A 16702-nucleotide genomic window follows, 5' to 3' on the forward strand; every position below is an offset into this window, starting at 1 on the left:
GCCTGCACGGGCCCCCACGGGACCGGCGACCGGTCCCGCGCCCTCGCCGTTCCCGAGCCCGGACGGCGGGATCAGGAATGGCGCCATGTCGACCCGGGGAATGCGGTGGCCGGCCTTTCTCCGGGAGCCGTCCGACACGCGCCGACATTCGGGCGACCGGTCGTCCGAAATGGCCCACTCTGTCCCTCGTATCCCATTCGCACCACTGATCCAGGAACGGCGGACATGACAGAGCGCAGTGCGGACCGGCGGCGCCGGACCTTGGGTGTCCGTGGCTCGATCCTGGCCGTCGGGGCGACGGGCATGGCGGCGGCCGTCGCCGTCGGCGGCCTCGCCCTCTCCGGCCTCGACGCGGCCGCCGGGGCGCGGGAGCACGTGGCCGACCTGAACGACGCCCTGGGGCACGTCCAACGGATGGAGTACTTCAACGCCGACGTCAGCGGCTGGCAGGTGGCCTACGCCTGGGACGCGCGCCGTGTCGGGCCGGCGCAGGCCGTCGCCCCGGACAGCGGCAACCGGGCCGGCTTCCTGGACGTGTCCGCGGACCTGCGCGAGGAACTCGCGGCCATGCCGACCGAGCACCTGGACGCCGGCGAGGCGGCCGACTACGACCGCATCCGCGGGGAGTGGGACCGGTTCGCGGCCATCGACCAGCAGGTCGCGGCCCTCTACGCCCAGGGCGCGCCCGAGGCGGTCGACGCGGCCGACGCGCTCATCCTCGGCGACGGCTACGACGTCTACTTCGGGATCATCGAGCTCACCCAGGGGCTGAAGGAGTCCCTGACCGAGCGTGTGGCGGCAGCCTCGGCGGCGGCAGAGGCGCAGGAGAGCCGCACCCGCTGGACCATGCTCGTCGCCATCGCGCTGGGTGCCCTGCTCGCGCTGGGGCTGTCGCTCGTCGTGGCTCGGCGCATCGTCCGGCCGCTGACGGCGGTGTCGGAGGTGGCCGGTGCCCTCGCCGCCGGCGACCTGACCCGCTCCACCGGGGTCAGCCGGGACGACGAGGTCGGCCGCACGGCGGCCGCGCTCGACCAGGCGCTGGACTCCCTGCGCGGCGTGATGGCGACGGTGGTGGGTGCGGCGGATGCGGTGGCGGCGTCGTCGGAGGAGTTGTCGGCGTCCTCGGCGCAGATCTCGGCGTCGGCGGAGGAGACCTCGGCGCAGTCGGGGGTGGTGGCCGGTGCGGCCGATGAGGTGTCGCGCAGCGTGCAGACGGTGGCCGCGGGCGCGGAGCAGATGGGTGCCTCGATCCGGGAGATCGCGAGCAACGCCGCCGAGGCGTCCGAGGTCGCCGGGCGCGCCGTCGCTGCCGCGGAGACGACGACGGCGACGGTGGCGAAGCTGGGGGAGTCCTCGGCGGAGATCGGCAACGTGGTGAAGGTGATCACGTCGATCGCGGAGCAGACGAACCTGCTGGCGCTGAATGCCACGATCGAGGCGGCGCGGGCCGGTGAGGCGGGCAAGGGGTTCGCGGTGGTGGCCAACGAGGTGAAGGAGTTGGCGCAGGAGACGGCGAAGGCGACCGAGGACATCGCGCGGCGGGTGCAGGCGATCCAGGGCGACACGACGGCGGCGGTGGCCGCGATCGGGCAGATCAGCTCGATCGTGGCGCAGATCGCCGACCGGCAGACCACGATCGCCTCGGCGGTGGAGGAGCAGACGGCGACGACGAACGAGATGGCGCGGTCGGTGAGCGAGGCGGCGCAGGGGTCGGGTCAGATCGCCGACAACATCACCGGGGTGTCGACGGCGGCGGAGTCCACGACGCAGGCGCTGACCCAGACCCGGACCGCGGTCGACGAGCTGTCCCGGATGGCCGCGGACCTGCGCACCACGGTGGGCCGCTTCAGCTACTGAGGAGGGTCCTCCCTCGGCGAGATCTGCACACTCGTCACCATCGGCCGCTGATGGCGTCCACTGTGCAGATCTCGCCGGGGGAGCCGGGGCCGGCCGTCAGCGGGCCAGGCGGGCGCCGAGACCGGCCAGCCGCTCGGCCGCCTCGCCGAGCACGTCGTCCTTCTTGCAGAACGCGAAGCGCACCAGCGACGGCGCGGCGTCCTGGTCGTCGTGGAAGACCCGCACGGGCACCGCGACCACCCCGGCCAGCTGCGGCAGGTCCCAGCACAGCGCCATCGAGTCGGTGTAGCCCAGCGGCGCGGCGTCGGCGGTCACGAAGTACGTGCCGTCTGGCCGGTTGACGGCGAAGCCGGCGGCCTCCAGGCCGGCCACGAGCAGGTCCCGCTTGCGCGTCAGGTCGGCCCGCAGGCCGTCGAAGTACTCGTCGGGCAGGGCCAGCGCCCGCGCCACCGCCGGCTGGAACGGGCCGCTGCCCACGAAGGTGAGGAACTGCTTGACCGCCCGCACGGCGGCCACCAGCTCGGTGGGCCCGTGCACCCAGCCGACCTTCCAGCCGGTCACCGAGAACGTCTTGCCCGCGGAGCTGATGGTCAGCGTCCGCTCGGCCATCCCCGGCAGCGACGCGATCGGCAGGTGCGCGACGCCGTAGGTCATGTGCTCGTAGACCTCGTCGGACACCACGACCGCGTCGTGCTCGGCGGCCAGCCGGGCGACCAGTTCCAGCTCGGCCCGGGTGAAGACCTTGCCGGTGGGGTTGTGCGGGCTGTTGAGCAGGACGACGCGGGTGCGCGGGGTGAACGCCGCCCGCAGCGCCGCCTCGTCGACCGCGAAGTCCGGCGAGCGCAGGACGACGGTGCGGCGCGTGGCACCGGCGAGGGCGATGGTCGCGGCGTAGCTGTCGAAGTACGGCTCGAAGGTGACCACCTCGTCGCCCGGCGTGGTGAGCGCCAGCACCGCGGCCGCGATCGCCTCGGTGGCCCCGACGGTCACCAGGACGTCGTCCGGGTCGACCCGCAGGCCGCGGAAGCGCGCCTGGTGGGCGGCCACGGCCTCGCGCAGCGCCGGCACCCCGGGCCCGGGCGGGTACTGGTTCGCGCCGCCGCGGATGGCCGCGACGGCGTCCTCCAGCAGCGAGGCCGGCCCGTCGGTGTCCGGGAACCCCTGCCCCAGGTTGACCGCCCCGGTGCGCACCGCCAGCGCCGACATCTCGGCGAACACCGTGGTGGCGAAGGGCTGCATGCGCTCGGTCAGCGCGGCGCGCGGCAGGGTCACGGCGGCCAGTCTCCCAGGCCCGCCCGGCGGTGACCTAGACTCCCTGGCGGTCCTGAGCGCCAGCGTCAAGCCCCGGCTCGCTGGCCGGCAACCCTCTCCGTCGCGGGGTGCTCCGGGTGACGACCAGACCTGGACACCGTGTCCCGGTAAGGACGAGGAGGTCGCCGGTGGTCCCGAGGCCGCTCGCCTCCGCACCGGACCGGCACGGTGTCGCGCCGACCGACCGCGCACGCCGGTGCGCCCGCTCCCAGGGAGAACCATGACCCTCGTCCACAGCCGCCGCAGGGGCCGGCTGCCCGCCGTCGCCCTCGTGGCCCTCGCCGGCCTCACCGCGTGCGCCGACAGCGACTCCGGTGGTGGGGGTGGCGGGGACGGCGGGGACTCCGCCGGCTCCGTCATCGTGATCACGCCGAACCCGGTCGGGGGCAACAACTTCCTCGAGCTCGCCATCGAGGGCGCCGAGCGCGTCGCCGAGGAGGAGGGGCTCGACCTCCGGGTCTTCGAGAGCAACGACCCGACGTCGATCCAGCAGAACGTCGAGGCCGCCGTCCGCGAGCAGCCCGACATCATCGTCGGCCTCACCTTCTCGCTGGAGGACGCCTTCGCGACGGTGCCCGCGGACAACCCCGACCAGCAGTTCCTGCTGGTCGACGGCTGCCCGGACCCGCAGCCGGAGAACGTCACCTGCGCCGCCTTCCGCGAGCACGAGGCCGCCTACCTCGCCGGCGTCGAGGCCGGGCTGCTCACCGAGACCGACCGGATCGGCGTCGTCGCGGCGCTGGACACGCCGTTCATCCGCCGCTGGGTCGACCCGTTCCTCGCCGGCGCGCAGAGCGTCAACCCGCAGGTGACCTCCACCCCGCTGTTCGTCGGCGGCGACAACCCCTTCGGTGACCCCGCCCGCGGCGGCGCCCAGGCCCAGGTCCTCGCCGACGGCGGGGCCGACCAGGTGCTGCTGGCCGCCTCGGGCAGCAACGTCGGGGCCTTCGAGGTCGCCGCGGCCGGCGGCTTCCAGGCCTACGGCGTCGACGTCAACGAGTGCGGCTCGGCCCCGGGCCAGGTCGTGGACAACGTGCTGAAGAACGTCGACGTCGCGCTCGCCGAGTCGGTGCGCAACATCCTCGAGGACGAGACCGGCGGCTACCAGATCTACGGCCTGGCCGAGGACGGCGTGGGCCTGACCGCCTTCTCCGACGACCTCGCCGGGTCCGGCTGCCTCATCGCCGACCGGCCGGAGATCGTCGAGCAGCTGCAGGACGTCCGGCAGCAGATCATCGACGGCACGATCACCGTGGACGACCCGGCCGCTGGATGACCGGCACGACCGACCCGGGCACGACCGACCCGGGTGCGCACGACGGCTCGGCCGCGGGGGCTCCCCCCGCGGCCGAGCTGCGCGGCATCACCAAGCGGTTCGGCCCGGTCGTCGCCGTCGACGGCGTGGACCTCGTCCTCGAGCGCGGCACGGTGCACGCCGTGGTGGGCGAGAACGGGGCCGGCAAGTCCACCCTGATGTCGGTGCTCTACGGCCTGCACCGGCCCGACGCCGGGCAGGTGCTGCGCGACGGCCGCGAGGTGCGGCTGTCCTCGCCGCTGGACGCCATCGCCGCGGGGCTGGGCATGGTGCACCAGCACTTCCGGCTGTTCGGCTCGCTCAGCGTGGCCGAGAACGTCGTCTACCGCGCCGAGCCCCGGCGCTTCGGCGTCCTGGACCGGCGGGCCGCCGAGCGCCGGGTGGCGGAGCTGTCGGCCCGCATCGGCCTGGACGTCGACCCCGCCGCCCGCGTCGACACCCTCCCGCTCGGCGTCCGCCAGCGGGTGGAGATCCTCAAGGCGCTGCACCGGCAGGCCGAGGTGCTCATCCTCGACGAGCCGACCGCCGTGCTCACCCCCGGCGAGGTGGACTCGCTGTTCGCCGTGGTCCGGCGGATGGCCGCGCAGGGGACGACGGTCGCCCTGGTCACCCACAAGGTCCGCGAGGTGCTCGAGGCCACCGACCGGGTCACCGTGCTGCGCGACGGAGCCGTGACCGCGCGGCTGACCACCGCGCGGACCACCGCCGGGGAGATCGTCGAGGCGATGATCGGCCGCGGCCTGGTGCCGGCGGTCAATCCGCGCGGGGCGGTGACCGGCGACCCGGTGCTCGAGGTGACCGGCCTGCGGATGCCGGCCGCGCCCGGCGCCAGCCGCGTGCAGGACGTCTCGCTGCAGGTGCGCTCCGGGGAGGTCGTCGGCATCGCCGGCGTCTCCGGCAACGGCCAGCGCGAGCTCGTGGAGTCCGTGGTCGGCCTGCGCACCCCGCAGGCCGGCACGGTGCGGCTGCGCGGCCGCGACCTGGCCGGCACGGGCGTGCGGGAGCGGCGCCGGCTGGGCATCGCCTACGTGCCCGAGGACCGCCCCGGCGTCGGTACCGCCGCGGCGCTGTCGGTGGCCGACAACCTGGCCCTGGGCCACCACCGCAGCGCCCCGATCGGCCGCCGCGGCCGGCTCTCCCCCCGGGCGCTGCGCAGCCAGGCCGCCGACCTGGTCGCCCGGCTGGGCGTCAAGACCGCCGGCACCGCCGTGCCGCTGAGCTCGCTGTCGGGCGGCAACGCCCAGAAGGTGGTGCTCGCCCGCGAGCTGCACCACGAGGCGCCGCTGCTCGTGGTGGAGCAGCCGACCCAGGGGGTGGACGTCGGCGCGGGGGAGGAGATCCACCGGCTGCTGCTGGACTACCGCGCCCGGGGCGGTGCGGTGCTGCTGGTCTCCTACGAGATCAGCGAGCTGCGCGCGCTGGCCGACCGGGTCCTGGTGATGCTGGACGGCGCGGTGACGGCGGAGCTCGACGCCGCGGAGGCCACCGAGGAGGCGCTCGGCGCGGCGATGGTGCACAGCAGGGCGGGGGCGGCGGCCGGCGCGACGGCCGCCGGGGGAGGGACGACGTGACCGCGCTGGCGCAGCGGCTGCGGCTGCAGGCCCCGGCCGCCCTGGTCCCGCTCGGGGCCGTCGGGGTGGCCCTGCTGGTCGGCGCGGTGGTCATGCTCGCGGCCGGGGTCGACCCGCTGCGCGGGTACGACGCGATGGTCCGCGGCGCCCTGAGCGTCAGCAACATCGACTTCGCCGTCGCCGGGTTCACCGCCATCCTCGCGATGTCGCTGGCCTTCGCGATCCCGGCGCGGATGGGCGAGTACAACCTCGGCGGCGACGGGCAGCTGGTGGCCGGCGGGATCGCGGCGGCCGCCGTCGCCCTGTTCGTGCCCGGGCCGGCCGCGCTGCTGCTGCCGCTGTGCGTGGTCGCCGGGATGCTGGCCGGCGGGGCGCTGGCCTCGGTGTCCGCGCCGCTGTCGACCCGCGCCGGCGTGCCGGTCATCATCTCGACGTTGCTGCTCAGCACGCCGATGGTGGCCCTGACCTCCTACCTGGTCCGCTACCCGATGGCCCAGCAGGGGTCGCCGGTGCCGCAGACCGAGCGGCTGCCCGACGCGGCGCACCTGCCGGCCTTCCCCGGCATGACCTACACCAACGCCGGGCTGGTGCTCGTGGTCGCCGTCCTCCTGGTGGCCGTGTACGTCGACGCCCGCACCCCGGCCGGCTACGAGATCCGGGTGGCCGGCGCCAACCGCGGGTTCGCGGCCTACGGGGGGCTCTCGGTGCCGCGGCTGACCCTGGGCGCGCTGGGGTCGGCCGGCGCGGTGGCCGGCCTGGCCGGCGCGGTGATCGTGATGAGCCAGCCGTACCGCTTCATCGACGGAGCGCTGACCGCTCCCGGCTACACCTTCGCCGGCGTGGCCGCCGCGCTGCTGGCCGGGGGCCGGCCGGCGCTGCTGCCACTCACGGCGGCGCTGTTCACGATCCTGTCCGTGGGTGCGGCGGGCATGGAGCGCGACGTCGACGTGCCGCGCCAGCTCGGCCAGGTCCTGCAGGCCGTCGTCATCCTCGTGCTGGCGCTGCGGGTGCTGGCCGGGCGCTGGCTGGCCGCCCGCGCCCGCCGCGCGGCCGGGGGGAGGGCCTGACGTGGACGTGTTCACCCTGGCGTTCGTCGCCGCCGTCCTGACCTCGACGGCGCCGGTGCTCTACGCCGCGCTCGGCGGGGCGCTGTGCGGCCGGGCCGGCGTCTTCAACATCGCGCTCGAGGGGCAGCTGCTGTGGGGCGCCTTCACCGCGGTCGCGGTGAGCTGGTGGAGCGGCAGCGCCTGGCTCGGCGTGCTCGCCGCCGTCGTCTCCAGCGCGGTGTTCAGCCTGGTGCTCGCCCTGGGCGCCGTCAGCTGGCGGGCCGACCCGATCATCGTCGCCGTCGGCATGAACCTGCTGGCGCTGGGTGCCACCGGCTTCGTCATGCGCGAGGCGCTGGGTGCCACCGGCACCTTCGCGCCGCAGGGCCTGCAGGGGCTGCCCGACCTCGACGTCCTGGACGGCGTGCCGGTGCTCGGCGACGTGTTCGGCCGGGCCACCGTCCTCGTGCCGCTGGCGGTCGTGCTCGCGGTCGCCCTGTCGCTGTGGCTGTCGCGGACGTCGGTGGGCCTGCGGTTGCGCGGGGTGGGGGAGCACCCGGAGGCGGCCACCAGCCTCGGCGTCCCCGTGACCCGGTACCAGGCGGCCACCGTGGTGGTCGCCGGCGCGCTGTGCGGGCTCGGCGGGGCGCAGTTGTCCCTGGGCACGGTCACCGCCTTCACCGAGAACATGACCGCCGGCCGCGGCTGGGTCGCCGTCGCCGCGGTGATGCTCGCGGTCAACCGGCCGCTGTGGGTGCTCGGCGCCTGCCTGCTGTTCGGCGCCGCCGAGGCCTGGGGCTTCCGGCTGCAGGGCCTGGGCCTGCCCCAGCAGCTCACCGACGCCGCCCCGTACCTGGTCACCCTCGTGGTGCTCGTGCTCTCCCGGGTCCGGGTGCGCCGCCGGCTGCGCGCCGCCGACCCCCTCGCCGCGGAGAGCGCCGCCCACCCCGAGGCCGTCGTCCACCCCGAGGAGACCCGATGACCACCCCCGCAGCCCCCCGCCGGGTCGTCGTCGACACCGACACCGGCATCGACGACGCCCTGGCCCTGCTGTGGCTGGCAGGCCGCGCCGACGCCGAGATCAGCGCGGTCACCTCGGTGTTCGGCAACTGCTCGGTCGACGACGCGCTGCTCAACATCGAGTACGTCATGCGCCTGGCCGGGCTGGGCGACGTCCCGGTCGCCGCGGGCGCCGCCGGGCCGGTGGACGGCCGCCCGGCGCACCTGGCGCCCTACGTGCACGGGGACGACGGCATGGGCGACCTCGGCCTGGACCGCAAGGCACCGGACGTCGTCGGGCCGAGCTCGGCGGAGTACCTGGTGGAGCTCGCGAACTCCGCACCGGGGGAGTACGATCTGCTGCCCCTCGGGCCGCTGAGCAACGTCGCGCTGGCGCTGGAGCTCGACCCGCTGGTGCTCACCAAGTTCCGGTCCACGGTGCTGATGGGCGGGTCCGGGCCGTTCCCGCCGCTGGGGGTCACCCAGACCGTCGACGCCAACGTCGCCAACGACCCGGCCGCGGCCCGCGCGGTGTTCGCGGCCCCGCGCAGCGACCTGGTCATGGTCGGGGTCAACGTGGGCGGGCAGACGATCGTCGACGAGTCGGCCGTGCAGGTGCTGCACCGCAGCGGCACGCCGGTGGGGGAGTTCTGCGCCGCGGCCCTGGAGTCCTACATGGACTTCTACCAGTACGCCTGGGGACGGCGGGTGTCCCCGGCCTGGGACGGCCTGGCCGCCGGGCTGCTCGTCGAGCCCCGCTGGATCACCGGCGCGGTGGCCGGCCCGGTCGCCGTCGTCCCGGACGGGCTGCTCTCCCGGGCCCACCTGCTGCAGACCGCCGACGGGCTGCCCGTGCCGTTCGCGCAGGAGGAGGCGCGCACCGCTCCGGCCACGACCGTGGTCACCGGCGTCGACGTCGCCGGCTTCCTCGCCGACTTCGTCGGCGTCCTGGCGGGCACGCGGGGGGCGGCGCGATGAGCACCGTGCTCGAGCCCGGCGACGTCTGGGCCTACCTGGCCGGCCGCGGCCTCGTGCCGGCCGGCAGCACCGGCACCGTCCGCGAGGTCGGCGACGGGAACATGAACCGGGTCTTCGTGGCCGTCCCGGACGGCGGGGGGCGCTCGCTCGCGGTCAAGCAGGCGCCGCCGTGGATCCGCGCGCTGGGCCCGTCGGTGCCGATGAGCCCGGAGCGGGCGATGGTCGAGGCGCGGGCGCTGGCCACCTTCGCCCGGTTCGCGCCCGAGCAGACCCCGGCCGTCGTGGACGTCGACCCCGAGCGGTTCGCCTTCACGATGGAGGACCTCTCCGACCTGACCGTGCTCCGCGCCGCGCTGACCGCCGGCGCCTCGTTCGGCGACACCTCCCGGCAGGTCGGCGAGCTCGTCGGCCGGGTCACCTTCGCCACGAGCGTGGCCGGCGCGTCGGCCGCCGACCGGGCGGCGCTGCTGGCCGCGTCGGTCAACCCGGTGCTCGCCGCGGTCACCGAGCGCTACTTGCTGTCGGAGCCGCTGACGGTGCACGAGCACAACAGCAACCACCCGCTGATCGACGCCGAGGTGGCCGACCTGCGCGCCGACCCGGCGGTGCGCACCGAGGTCTCGCTGCTGCGGGCGGCGTTCGGCTCCCGCTGCGAGGCGCTGGTGCACGGCGACCTGCACTCGGGCAGCGTGATGGTGGGGCACCGGGACGGCGCCGCGGTGGTCCGGGTGATCGACCCGGAGTTCGCCGTCGTCGGCCCGATCGGGCTGGACCTCGGGCTGTACCTGGCCAACGCGCTGGTCGCCGCGGCCCGCAGCGCGGCGCTCGGGGACGCCGCCGAGGCCGCCGACCGCGCGGGGCAGGCCGGGGTGCTGTGGAGCGCCTTCACGGCGGCCTGGCGCGCGGAGTGGCCCGGCCGGGTCGACGCCTTCCTCGACGAGGGCTGGCTGACCCGGCAGCTCGCGTCGGTGTGGGACGACACCCTCGGCTTCGCCGCGATCGAGATGGTGCGCCGGGTGGCCGGCTACTCGCACGCGGCGGACCTGGAGACGCTGCCCGATCCCGGCCCGGCCAGCGCGGTGGTGCTGCACGCGGCCCGGGCGCTGCTGCTGGACCGGCCGGTCTTCCGCGACGCCGCCGGGGCCCCCGACCCCGCGGCGGTCGCGGCGCTGGTCACCGCGCGCTGACGGTCCCCGGGCGGGGCACGGTGCTGCGCGCCGACGGGGGAGGATGGAGCCGTGACCGCCTCCTCCACCCTGCCGCGCCCGGTCCTCGACGACAGCGTCCGGCTGACCGACGACGGCGTCCGCATCCTCGACCGCCGCGTGTTCCCGGCCCGCGAGGAGTGGGTGCTGGCCCGCGACGCCGTCGAGGTGGCCGAGGCGATCCGCGCGATGGTCACCCAGAGCTCGGGCCCCTTCTACGCCGCGCTGGCCGGCATGGCGCTGGACGCCCGCCAGCACGCCGGCCGGCCGGTCGACGAGGCGCGGGCCGCGCTGCTGCGCGCGGGCTCGGCGCTCACCGGCGCCCGGCCGACGAACAACGCGGTGCGCGACGCCGTCGCCGACCTGCTGGCCCGGCCCGAGGTGGCCGGCGCCCGCACCGGCCGCGAGCTGGAGGAGGCCGTCGCGGCCGGCGCCGCGGCCCTGGACGCCGGGTACCGGGCCCGCAGCGCCGCCATGGCCGCCCACACGGCCGCCCTGGTGCCCGACGGCGCCCGGGTGCTCACCCACTGCTGGGCCGACGCCTACCTGATCGAGCTCGTCCGGGCCGCGCACGCCGCGGGGCGCCGCTACACGTGGGTGGCCACCGAGACCCGGCCCTACCTGCAGGGGGCCCGGCTGACCGCGCACACGCTGGTCGAGATGGGCCAGGAGGTCGCGCTGATCACCGACGGGATGGCCGCCGCGGTGCTGGCCCCGACCTCGACGCTCGGCCGGGTCGACGCGCTGGTCACCGCCGCCGACCGGGTCACCATGGACGGCCACGTGATCAACAAGGTCGGCACCCTCGGCCACGCGGTCGCCGCGCGCGCGTTCGGCGTGCCGTTCTACGCGATGGTGCAGGCCCCCGACCCGCAGGCGCCCACCGGTGCCGACGTGGAGATCGAGGAGCGCGACGGCGAGGAGGTGCTGTCGGTGCTCGGCGTCCGGTCGGCCTCCCCCCTGGTCCAGCGCGGGCACTACCCGGCCTTCGACGTCACCCCGCCCGAGTTCGTCACCCGGATCGCGACCGACCGCGGCGTGTTCGAGCCTGGCCGGGTGGCCGAGTACCACGCGGCGCCGGCCGCCGGGGCCGACGCGGCCGCTCGGTAGGCTGGGCTCCCGTGACCCTGAGCCTGAGCGCGCACACCGTCGTCCTCGACATCGAGGGGACGACCGGCGCCGCCGGGTACGTCCACGGCACGCTCTACGACCACGCCCGGCCGCGGCTGGGTCCGTGGATCGACGCGCACGCCGACGACCCCGACGTGGCCGGGGCGGTCGCGCAGACCCGGGCCGACGGCGGGCTGCCGGCCGACGCGGGCACCGACGAGGTGGTCCGGGTGCTGCACGGCTGGATGGACGACGACGTCAAGGCCACCCCGCTGAAGACGCTGCAGGGCCAGATCTGGGCCGCCGGGTACGCCGCCGGCGAGCTCTCCTCGCACTTCTTCCCCGACGTCGTCCCGCGGCTGCAGGCCTGGCACGCGCGCGGTGTGCGGCTGGCGGTGTTCTCCTCCGGCTCGGTGGCCAGCCAGGTGCCGTGGTTCCGGCACGCCCCCGCCGGCGACCTCACCCCGCTGATCACCGACTACTTCGACACGGTGAAGGCCGGCCCCAAGCGGGAGGCGGCCTCCTACGACGCGATCGCCACCGCCCTCGGGGACGAGCCGGGCCGGCTGCTGTTCCTCTCCGACCTGCCCGCCGAGCTCGTCGCCGCCCGCGAGGCCGGCTGGCAGGTCGTCGGCGTGCGGCGCGAGGGCGAGCCGAACGCCGGTGCGGACTTCGGCGACCTGCCGGTGATCGCCGAGTTCACCGAGCTGGACGTGGTGCCGGCATGAGCGGTCTGGTGCAGGCCGGCGGCATCCCCCGGAGTGCGCTGGAGGCGGCCGGCCGGGCCCTGGCCGCCGAGTCGGCCCGCTTCGCCTCCATGGGCTGGATGCGGGGCACCTCCGGCAACCTCTCGGTGGTGCTCACCCGCGACCCGCTGCGGCTGGCCGTGACGGTCAGCGGCCTGGACAAGGGCGAGCTGACCAGCGGGGACGTCGTGGTGGTCGACGGGCACGGGCTCGCCGTCCCCGACCAGCCGAACCCCGACCTGCCGCCCTCGGCCGAGGCGGCACTGCACGCCCGGATCGCGGCCCACGCCGGTGCCGACGCGATCGTGCACGTGCACTGCATGTCCGCCGTGCTGGCCGGCCACTGGTACCCCGAGGGCCTGCCGCTGCGCGACCTGGAGATGCTCAAGGGCATCGGCCGCAGGGCCCACGACGAGACGGTGACCATCCCCGTCGTCCCCAACAGCCAGGACATGTCCGAGATCGCCGCGGCCTGGGAGCCGGCGTGGGACGGTCAGGTGCCGGCGTTCATCGTCGCCCGGCACGGCATGTACGCCTGGGGCCGGGACCTGAAGCAGGCCCGCCACCACACCGAGATCGTCGAGTTCCTCATGCAGTTCGCCACCGAGACCCGGCCCGGGGGCTCGGTCGGCACCCGCTGACGCGACCGTTCCACGTGGAACGGCCCCGGCGCCGGACGCCGGCGGCGCCCCGCTCCTGACTGCCGCGGTGGCGCCGCCGGTGCCGCGCTGCACCGCGGCACCGGGCGCCGCACCGCGGCACTGCCGCCGCGTGGAGCCGGCGTCCGGGCCCGCGCCGCCGCGCCGCGGGCTCAGCGGGTGGTCGTCGCCAGCAGCAGCTCGCCGGTGACCGCGGAGAGGGCCGCCGGGTCGGTCCGCCCGCGGTCGGCGGCCAGCAGCAGCTCCCGGGCTGCCCGCAGCGCGCCGCGCACGGCGCCCTCGCGCAGCTCCTCCGGCAGGGTCTGGACGTCGCTCACCTTCGCGAAGCCGATGACCCGGCGGGCGGCCTCCGCGCCGGCGTAGGCGGTGGCGTCGGCCCGGGCCCGGGCCATCAGCTCGGCCAGCACGGCGTCGCCGTACACGCGCGGGTCGGTGCGGGTCGGCCACAGCCGCCGCCACTCGGCCTCGAACGCCGTCCACGTGGCGGCCGGCAGCTCCAGCAGCCGGGCGGCCCGCTCGTCCTCGCCCAGCGCGACCGCGCGGGCGGCGGCGAGCACGAGGTTCCCCCACAGCATGCCGACGTCGAAGCCCAGCGGGCCGTAGGCGCCGAACTCGGCGTCGAAGGCGCGGGTCGAGCGCGGCACCTCCCCGGCCGCGGCGCGCACGAACACCGACCCGGTGTGCAGGTCGCCGTGCAGCAGCACCTCCGCGCGGGTCATGAACGCCCACTTCGCGCGGCCGACGGCGGCCTGCACCCCGGGGTCGCCGGCCAGTGCGGCGACGTCGGCCTCGTTGGCCGGGAGGACGGCGTTGTGCGGGTGCTCGACGAACGGCTCGGTGAGCACCAGGTCCTCGGTGACCTCCGAGAGCTCGGGGTTCATCGCCGCCGCCACCGCCGCCTTGTGCCCGGCCGTGCCCAGCGCGAGCACCGAGGTCCCGAACCCGGCGCGGGCGGCGTAGACGCCGAGGTCGGTGGCGGCCTCGGCGTGCAGCTCGCCGCGGTCGAGGGCGGTGCGCCAGACGACGTGGTCGGAGAGGTCCTCGAGGGCCAGCACGACGCCGTCGGGGTCGAAGTGCAGCAGCTCGGGCACGTGGTCGGGGTCCACGGCGCGGTGCGCGGCGAGGATGCGCGCCTCGCGGGCCGACCGCTCGCGGGTCATCGGCCAGCCGGGGTCGGTGCGCACGTGCGGCAGCGACTGCTTGAGCACCAGCGACCGCCCGGCGGTGTCGGCGACGACGAAGACCAGGTTGAGGTTCCCGTCCCCGACCTCGACCACGCTCGCCAGCGCGGCCGGGTCGACGGCCCGGGCCAGCGCCGGCACGGACGCCAGGTAGCCGGGCACCGTCTCGACGGTGAGCAGCTCGCCGGGCGCGAGGCCCGCGGGCGACGGGCGCGGCGCGGACCCGGTCACCCGGCACCTCCGGCGGCGGGCTGGCCCGGCAGCGCCGTGCGCCGGCGGGACAGCGTGTAGCTGAACAGCAGGGCCACGAGCAGCACCGCCCCCTTGGCGACGTCCTGCACGTAGTACGGCAGGCCCTTCATGCTGAAGCCGACGACCATGACCGAGACGAGGACCGCACCGAGCACGGTTCCCCAGGCGTTGGGCACGTTGCGGCCCAGCACCGAGGTGCCCACCAGGGCCACCGCGACGGCGTCCAGCAGCAGGGAGTTGCCGGCCGTGACGTCGCCCTGCCCGATGCGGGCGGCCAGCAGCAGGCCGGCGACGGAGGCGAGCACCCCGGACAGCACGTAGGCGGCGCTGCGGTAGAGGCCGACGGGCACGCCGGCCAGGCGCGCGGCCTCGGCGTTGGCGCCGACGGCGTAGAGCAGCCGGCCGTAGCGGGTCCGCTCCAGGAGGAACCACACCGCGACGGCGACCAGTGCCAGGACGACCGCGGGCACGGGCACCGGCCCGATGTCGCCGCGGGCCAGCCAGAGGAAGTCCTCGGTGAACCGCCCCGGAGCCGTGGTGCCGTCCTCCAGCGTCATCCGCGAGGAGATCGACCGCCCGTCGACGAGCACCAGCTTCAGGCCCATGACGGCGAACATGGTGGTGAGGGTGGCCAGCAGGTCGGGGATGCGCGCCCACACCACCAGGACGGCGTTGAGCAGGCCGATCACCGCGCCGCCCAGCAGCACGACGCCGATGGCCACCCCGCCCACCTGGTTCTGCACGACCATCATCCAGGCGGCCAGGGACACCCCGAACCCGGCGGCGGCGCCCACCGACAGGTCCAGACCGCCCACGGTCATGGCGATCGTGACACCGAGGCCGGCGATCGCCGTGGGGGCGGCGTACACCAGCAGGCCGTAGAGGTTGTCGGTGCTGCGGAAGTTGGGCTCGGTGAGCAGGAACCAGCCGGTGAGCGCGACGGTGACGGCGATGAAGCCGTACCGGACCAGCAGCTCCCGGGCCAGGTCCAGACCCGGAGCCGGCCGGGGGGGCGCCGAGGGCGGCGAGCTGGTCGTCGTGGTGGTGCTCACGTGGGGGTCCCTCCCGGGGGCGGAGCGGAGAAGGCGGTGACGACGGCCTCGCGCGGCACGCCGGGGACGGGGGCGTCGAGGGTGACGGCGCCGTCGACCAGAACGAGGACCCGGTCGGCGACCTCCAGCACCTCGTCGACGTCGGCGGAGAGGACGACGACGGCGGCGCCGGCGCGCGCGGCGTCCCGGGCGTGGCCGCCGATGTCGCGGCGGGCGCCGAGGTCCACGCCGCGGAACGGCTCGTCGAGCAGCAGCACCCGCACGCCGGGCACCAGCCAGCGGCCGACGACGACCTTCTGCTGGTTGCCGCCGGACAGCTCGCCGACGTCGGTGCGCTCGCTGCGGGTGACCACCCCGAACCGGTCGACGGCGGCGCGGGCCCGCTCCGCCTCGGCCGGGCGGTCGACCACGCCGCCGCGCGCCAGCGTGCGCAGGAACGGCAGGCTCAGCGTGCGGGCGACCGACCAGCCGGGCAGCAGCGCCTGGCCGGCACGGTCCTCGGGCACCAGGTGGACGCCGGCGCGCACCGCCGCGGCGGGGGAGCGGGGCGCGAACGGCCGGCCGTCGAGCTCCGCCGTCCCGGCGACCCAGGAGGCCGAGCCGAACAGGCCGTGCGCGAGCTCGGACTTGCCGGCGCCGAGCAGGCCGACGACGCCGGTCACCTGACCGGCGTGCAGGTCCAGGTCGAGGGCGGGGGAGCGGGTGAGCAGGCGCACCCCGCGCAGCCGGACCGCCACGTCCCCCGCCGGCAGCGGCTCCCGGGGCGGCGGGTCGATGCCGTCGGCGCCGACCGGGTGCGCCGCAGCCCGCTCGCCGAGCATCGCGGGCAGGACCACGTCCCAGCGGAATGGTGCCCGGGTGTCGGAGGTGACCCGGCCCTCGCGCAGCACGACCGCGCGGTCGGCCAGCGCGTCGACCTCCCCGAGCCGGTGGGAGACGTAGAGGACGGCGAGGCCCGCCTCCCGCTGGGCGTGCACGACGGCGAACAGCCGCTCGGCCTCCGCGGCCGACAGCGCCGACGTCGGCTCGTCCAGGACCAGCAGCCGGGGGCGGTGGACCAGCGCGCGGGCCAGCACGAGCAGCTGGGCGTCGGAGATGCCGAGGTCGGCCACGTCGCGGCGCAGGACCGCGTCGCTCCACCCCAGGCCCAGGACGTCGACGGCCTCGCGCGCCGCGGCCAGGACCTCCCGGCGGCGCACCAGCGCGGCCCCGGGCCCGCGCCGGGCGGGGTGCGCCAGGGAGTCGAACGCCAGGTTCTCGGCGACCGACAGGCCGGGGACCACGCCGTCGTGCACCCGCTGGTGCACCGTGGCGATGCCGGCCTGGCGGGGGGGGGGGGGGGGGGGGGCGCCGCGCCCCCCCGGCCCCGCCCCCCCCCCGCCCCCCCCCCCCCCGCCCCGCCCCCCCCCCCCCCCCCACA

14 protein-coding genes and 1 riboswitch are annotated in these 16702 nt (G+C 76.2%); of the genes, 10 read left to right on the forward strand and 4 right to left on the reverse strand.

The features are described from left to right. The first annotated feature begins 225 nt into the window (after positions 1–225). Positions 226–1857, forward strand: coding sequence for a methyl-accepting chemotaxis protein (locus ACK586_RS09715; protein WP_409330271.1), 1632 nt, complete (start codon positions 226–228; stop codon positions 1855–1857). Between the two features lie 96 nt (positions 1858–1953). Here the strand turns inward: ACK586_RS09715 and ACK586_RS09720 are convergent, their stop codons facing one another. After that, positions 1954–3129 (reverse strand): pyridoxal phosphate-dependent aminotransferase, encoded by a 1176-nt coding sequence (locus ACK586_RS09720; RefSeq protein WP_409330272.1) that lies wholly within the window; start codon positions 3127–3129, stop codon positions 1954–1956. Positions 3130–3177: 48 nt separating this feature from the next. Then, positions 3178–3288, forward strand: a riboswitch (SAM riboswitch). A 100-nt stretch (positions 3289–3388) separates the two neighbouring features. Here ACK586_RS09720 and ACK586_RS09725 point away from each other — a divergent pair. From ACK586_RS09725 to mtnB, 9 genes are read left to right on the forward strand one after another with little or no spacing between them, the layout of a single operon-like run. Further along, a complete protein-coding gene (locus ACK586_RS09725; protein WP_409330273.1) occupies positions 3389–4444 on the forward strand; it encodes a BMP family ABC transporter substrate-binding protein in 1056 nt (351 codons plus the stop codon). Beyond that, positions 4441–6054 carry an ABC transporter ATP-binding protein gene (locus ACK586_RS09730; RefSeq protein WP_409330274.1) on the forward strand — a complete coding sequence of 538 codons (1614 nt, stop codon included), beginning with the start codon at positions 4441–4443 and terminating at the stop codon, positions 6052–6054. Before ACK586_RS09725 ends, ACK586_RS09730 begins: the two co-directional genes overlap by 4 nt. Beyond that, positions 6051–7121, forward strand: coding sequence for an ABC transporter permease (locus ACK586_RS09735; protein WP_409330275.1), 1071 nt, complete (start codon positions 6051–6053; stop codon positions 7119–7121). The genes ACK586_RS09730 and ACK586_RS09735 overlap by 4 nt, the downstream gene beginning before the upstream one ends. 1 nt (position 7122) lies before the next feature. Continuing rightward, a complete protein-coding gene (locus tag ACK586_RS09740) occupies positions 7123–8082 on the forward strand; it encodes an ABC transporter permease (RefSeq protein ID WP_409330276.1) in 960 nt (319 codons plus the stop codon). Further along, positions 8079–9077: a nucleoside hydrolase gene (locus ACK586_RS09745; protein WP_409330277.1), complete on the forward strand. Its 999-nt coding sequence runs from the start codon at positions 8079–8081 to the stop codon at positions 9075–9077. Before ACK586_RS09740 ends, ACK586_RS09745 begins: the two co-directional genes overlap by 4 nt. Beyond that, entirely contained in the window at positions 9074–10264 is a 1191-nt protein-coding gene (mtnK, locus tag ACK586_RS09750; RefSeq protein WP_409330278.1) for an S-methyl-5-thioribose kinase, read from the forward strand. The genes ACK586_RS09745 and mtnK (ACK586_RS09750) overlap by 4 nt, the downstream gene beginning before the upstream one ends. 51 nt (positions 10265–10315) lie before the next feature. Then, on the forward strand, positions 10316–11392 hold the full coding sequence (locus ACK586_RS09755) for a translation initiation factor eIF-2B alpha/beta/delta subunit family protein (protein ID WP_409330279.1): 1077 nt from the start codon (positions 10316–10318) through the stop codon (positions 11390–11392). An 11-nt stretch (positions 11393–11403) separates the two neighbouring features. Beyond that, positions 11404–12120 carry an acireductone synthase gene (gene mtnC / locus ACK586_RS09760; RefSeq protein ID WP_409330280.1) on the forward strand — a complete coding sequence of 239 codons (717 nt, stop codon included), beginning with the start codon at positions 11404–11406 and terminating at the stop codon, positions 12118–12120. Further along, positions 12117–12779, forward strand: coding sequence for a methylthioribulose 1-phosphate dehydratase (gene mtnB, locus ACK586_RS09765; RefSeq protein ID WP_409330281.1), 663 nt, complete (start codon positions 12117–12119; stop codon positions 12777–12779). The genes mtnC and mtnB overlap by 4 nt, the downstream gene beginning before the upstream one ends. Before the next feature lie 170 nt (positions 12780–12949). Here mtnB and mtnK (ACK586_RS09770) read toward each other — a convergent pair whose 3' ends face one another. Genes mtnK (ACK586_RS09770) through ACK586_RS09780 form a run of 3 tightly spaced genes read right to left on the reverse strand, consistent with a single transcriptional unit; the run spans position 12950 to position 16589 of the window. Beyond that, positions 12950–14209, reverse strand: coding sequence for an S-methyl-5-thioribose kinase (gene mtnK / locus ACK586_RS09770; protein WP_409330282.1), 1260 nt, complete (start codon positions 14207–14209; stop codon positions 12950–12952). Continuing rightward, entirely contained in the window at positions 14206–15282 is a 1077-nt protein-coding gene (locus tag ACK586_RS09775) for an ABC transporter permease (protein ID WP_409330283.1), read from the reverse strand. Before ACK586_RS09775 ends, mtnK (ACK586_RS09770) begins: the two co-directional genes overlap by 4 nt. Beyond that, the gene (locus ACK586_RS09780; protein WP_409330284.1) at positions 15279–16589 is read right to left on the reverse strand and encodes an ATP-binding cassette domain-containing protein; all 1311 of its coding nucleotides are present in this window, start codon (positions 16587–16589) and stop codon (positions 15279–15281) included. The genes ACK586_RS09775 and ACK586_RS09780 overlap by 4 nt, the downstream gene beginning before the upstream one ends. Positions 16590–16702: the final 113 nt, after the last annotated feature.

It is taken from the genome of Trujillonella humicola (assembly GCF_046233715.1).
Classification (GTDB): domain Bacteria; phylum Actinomycetota; class Actinomycetes; order Mycobacteriales; family Geodermatophilaceae; genus Trujillonella; species Trujillonella humicola.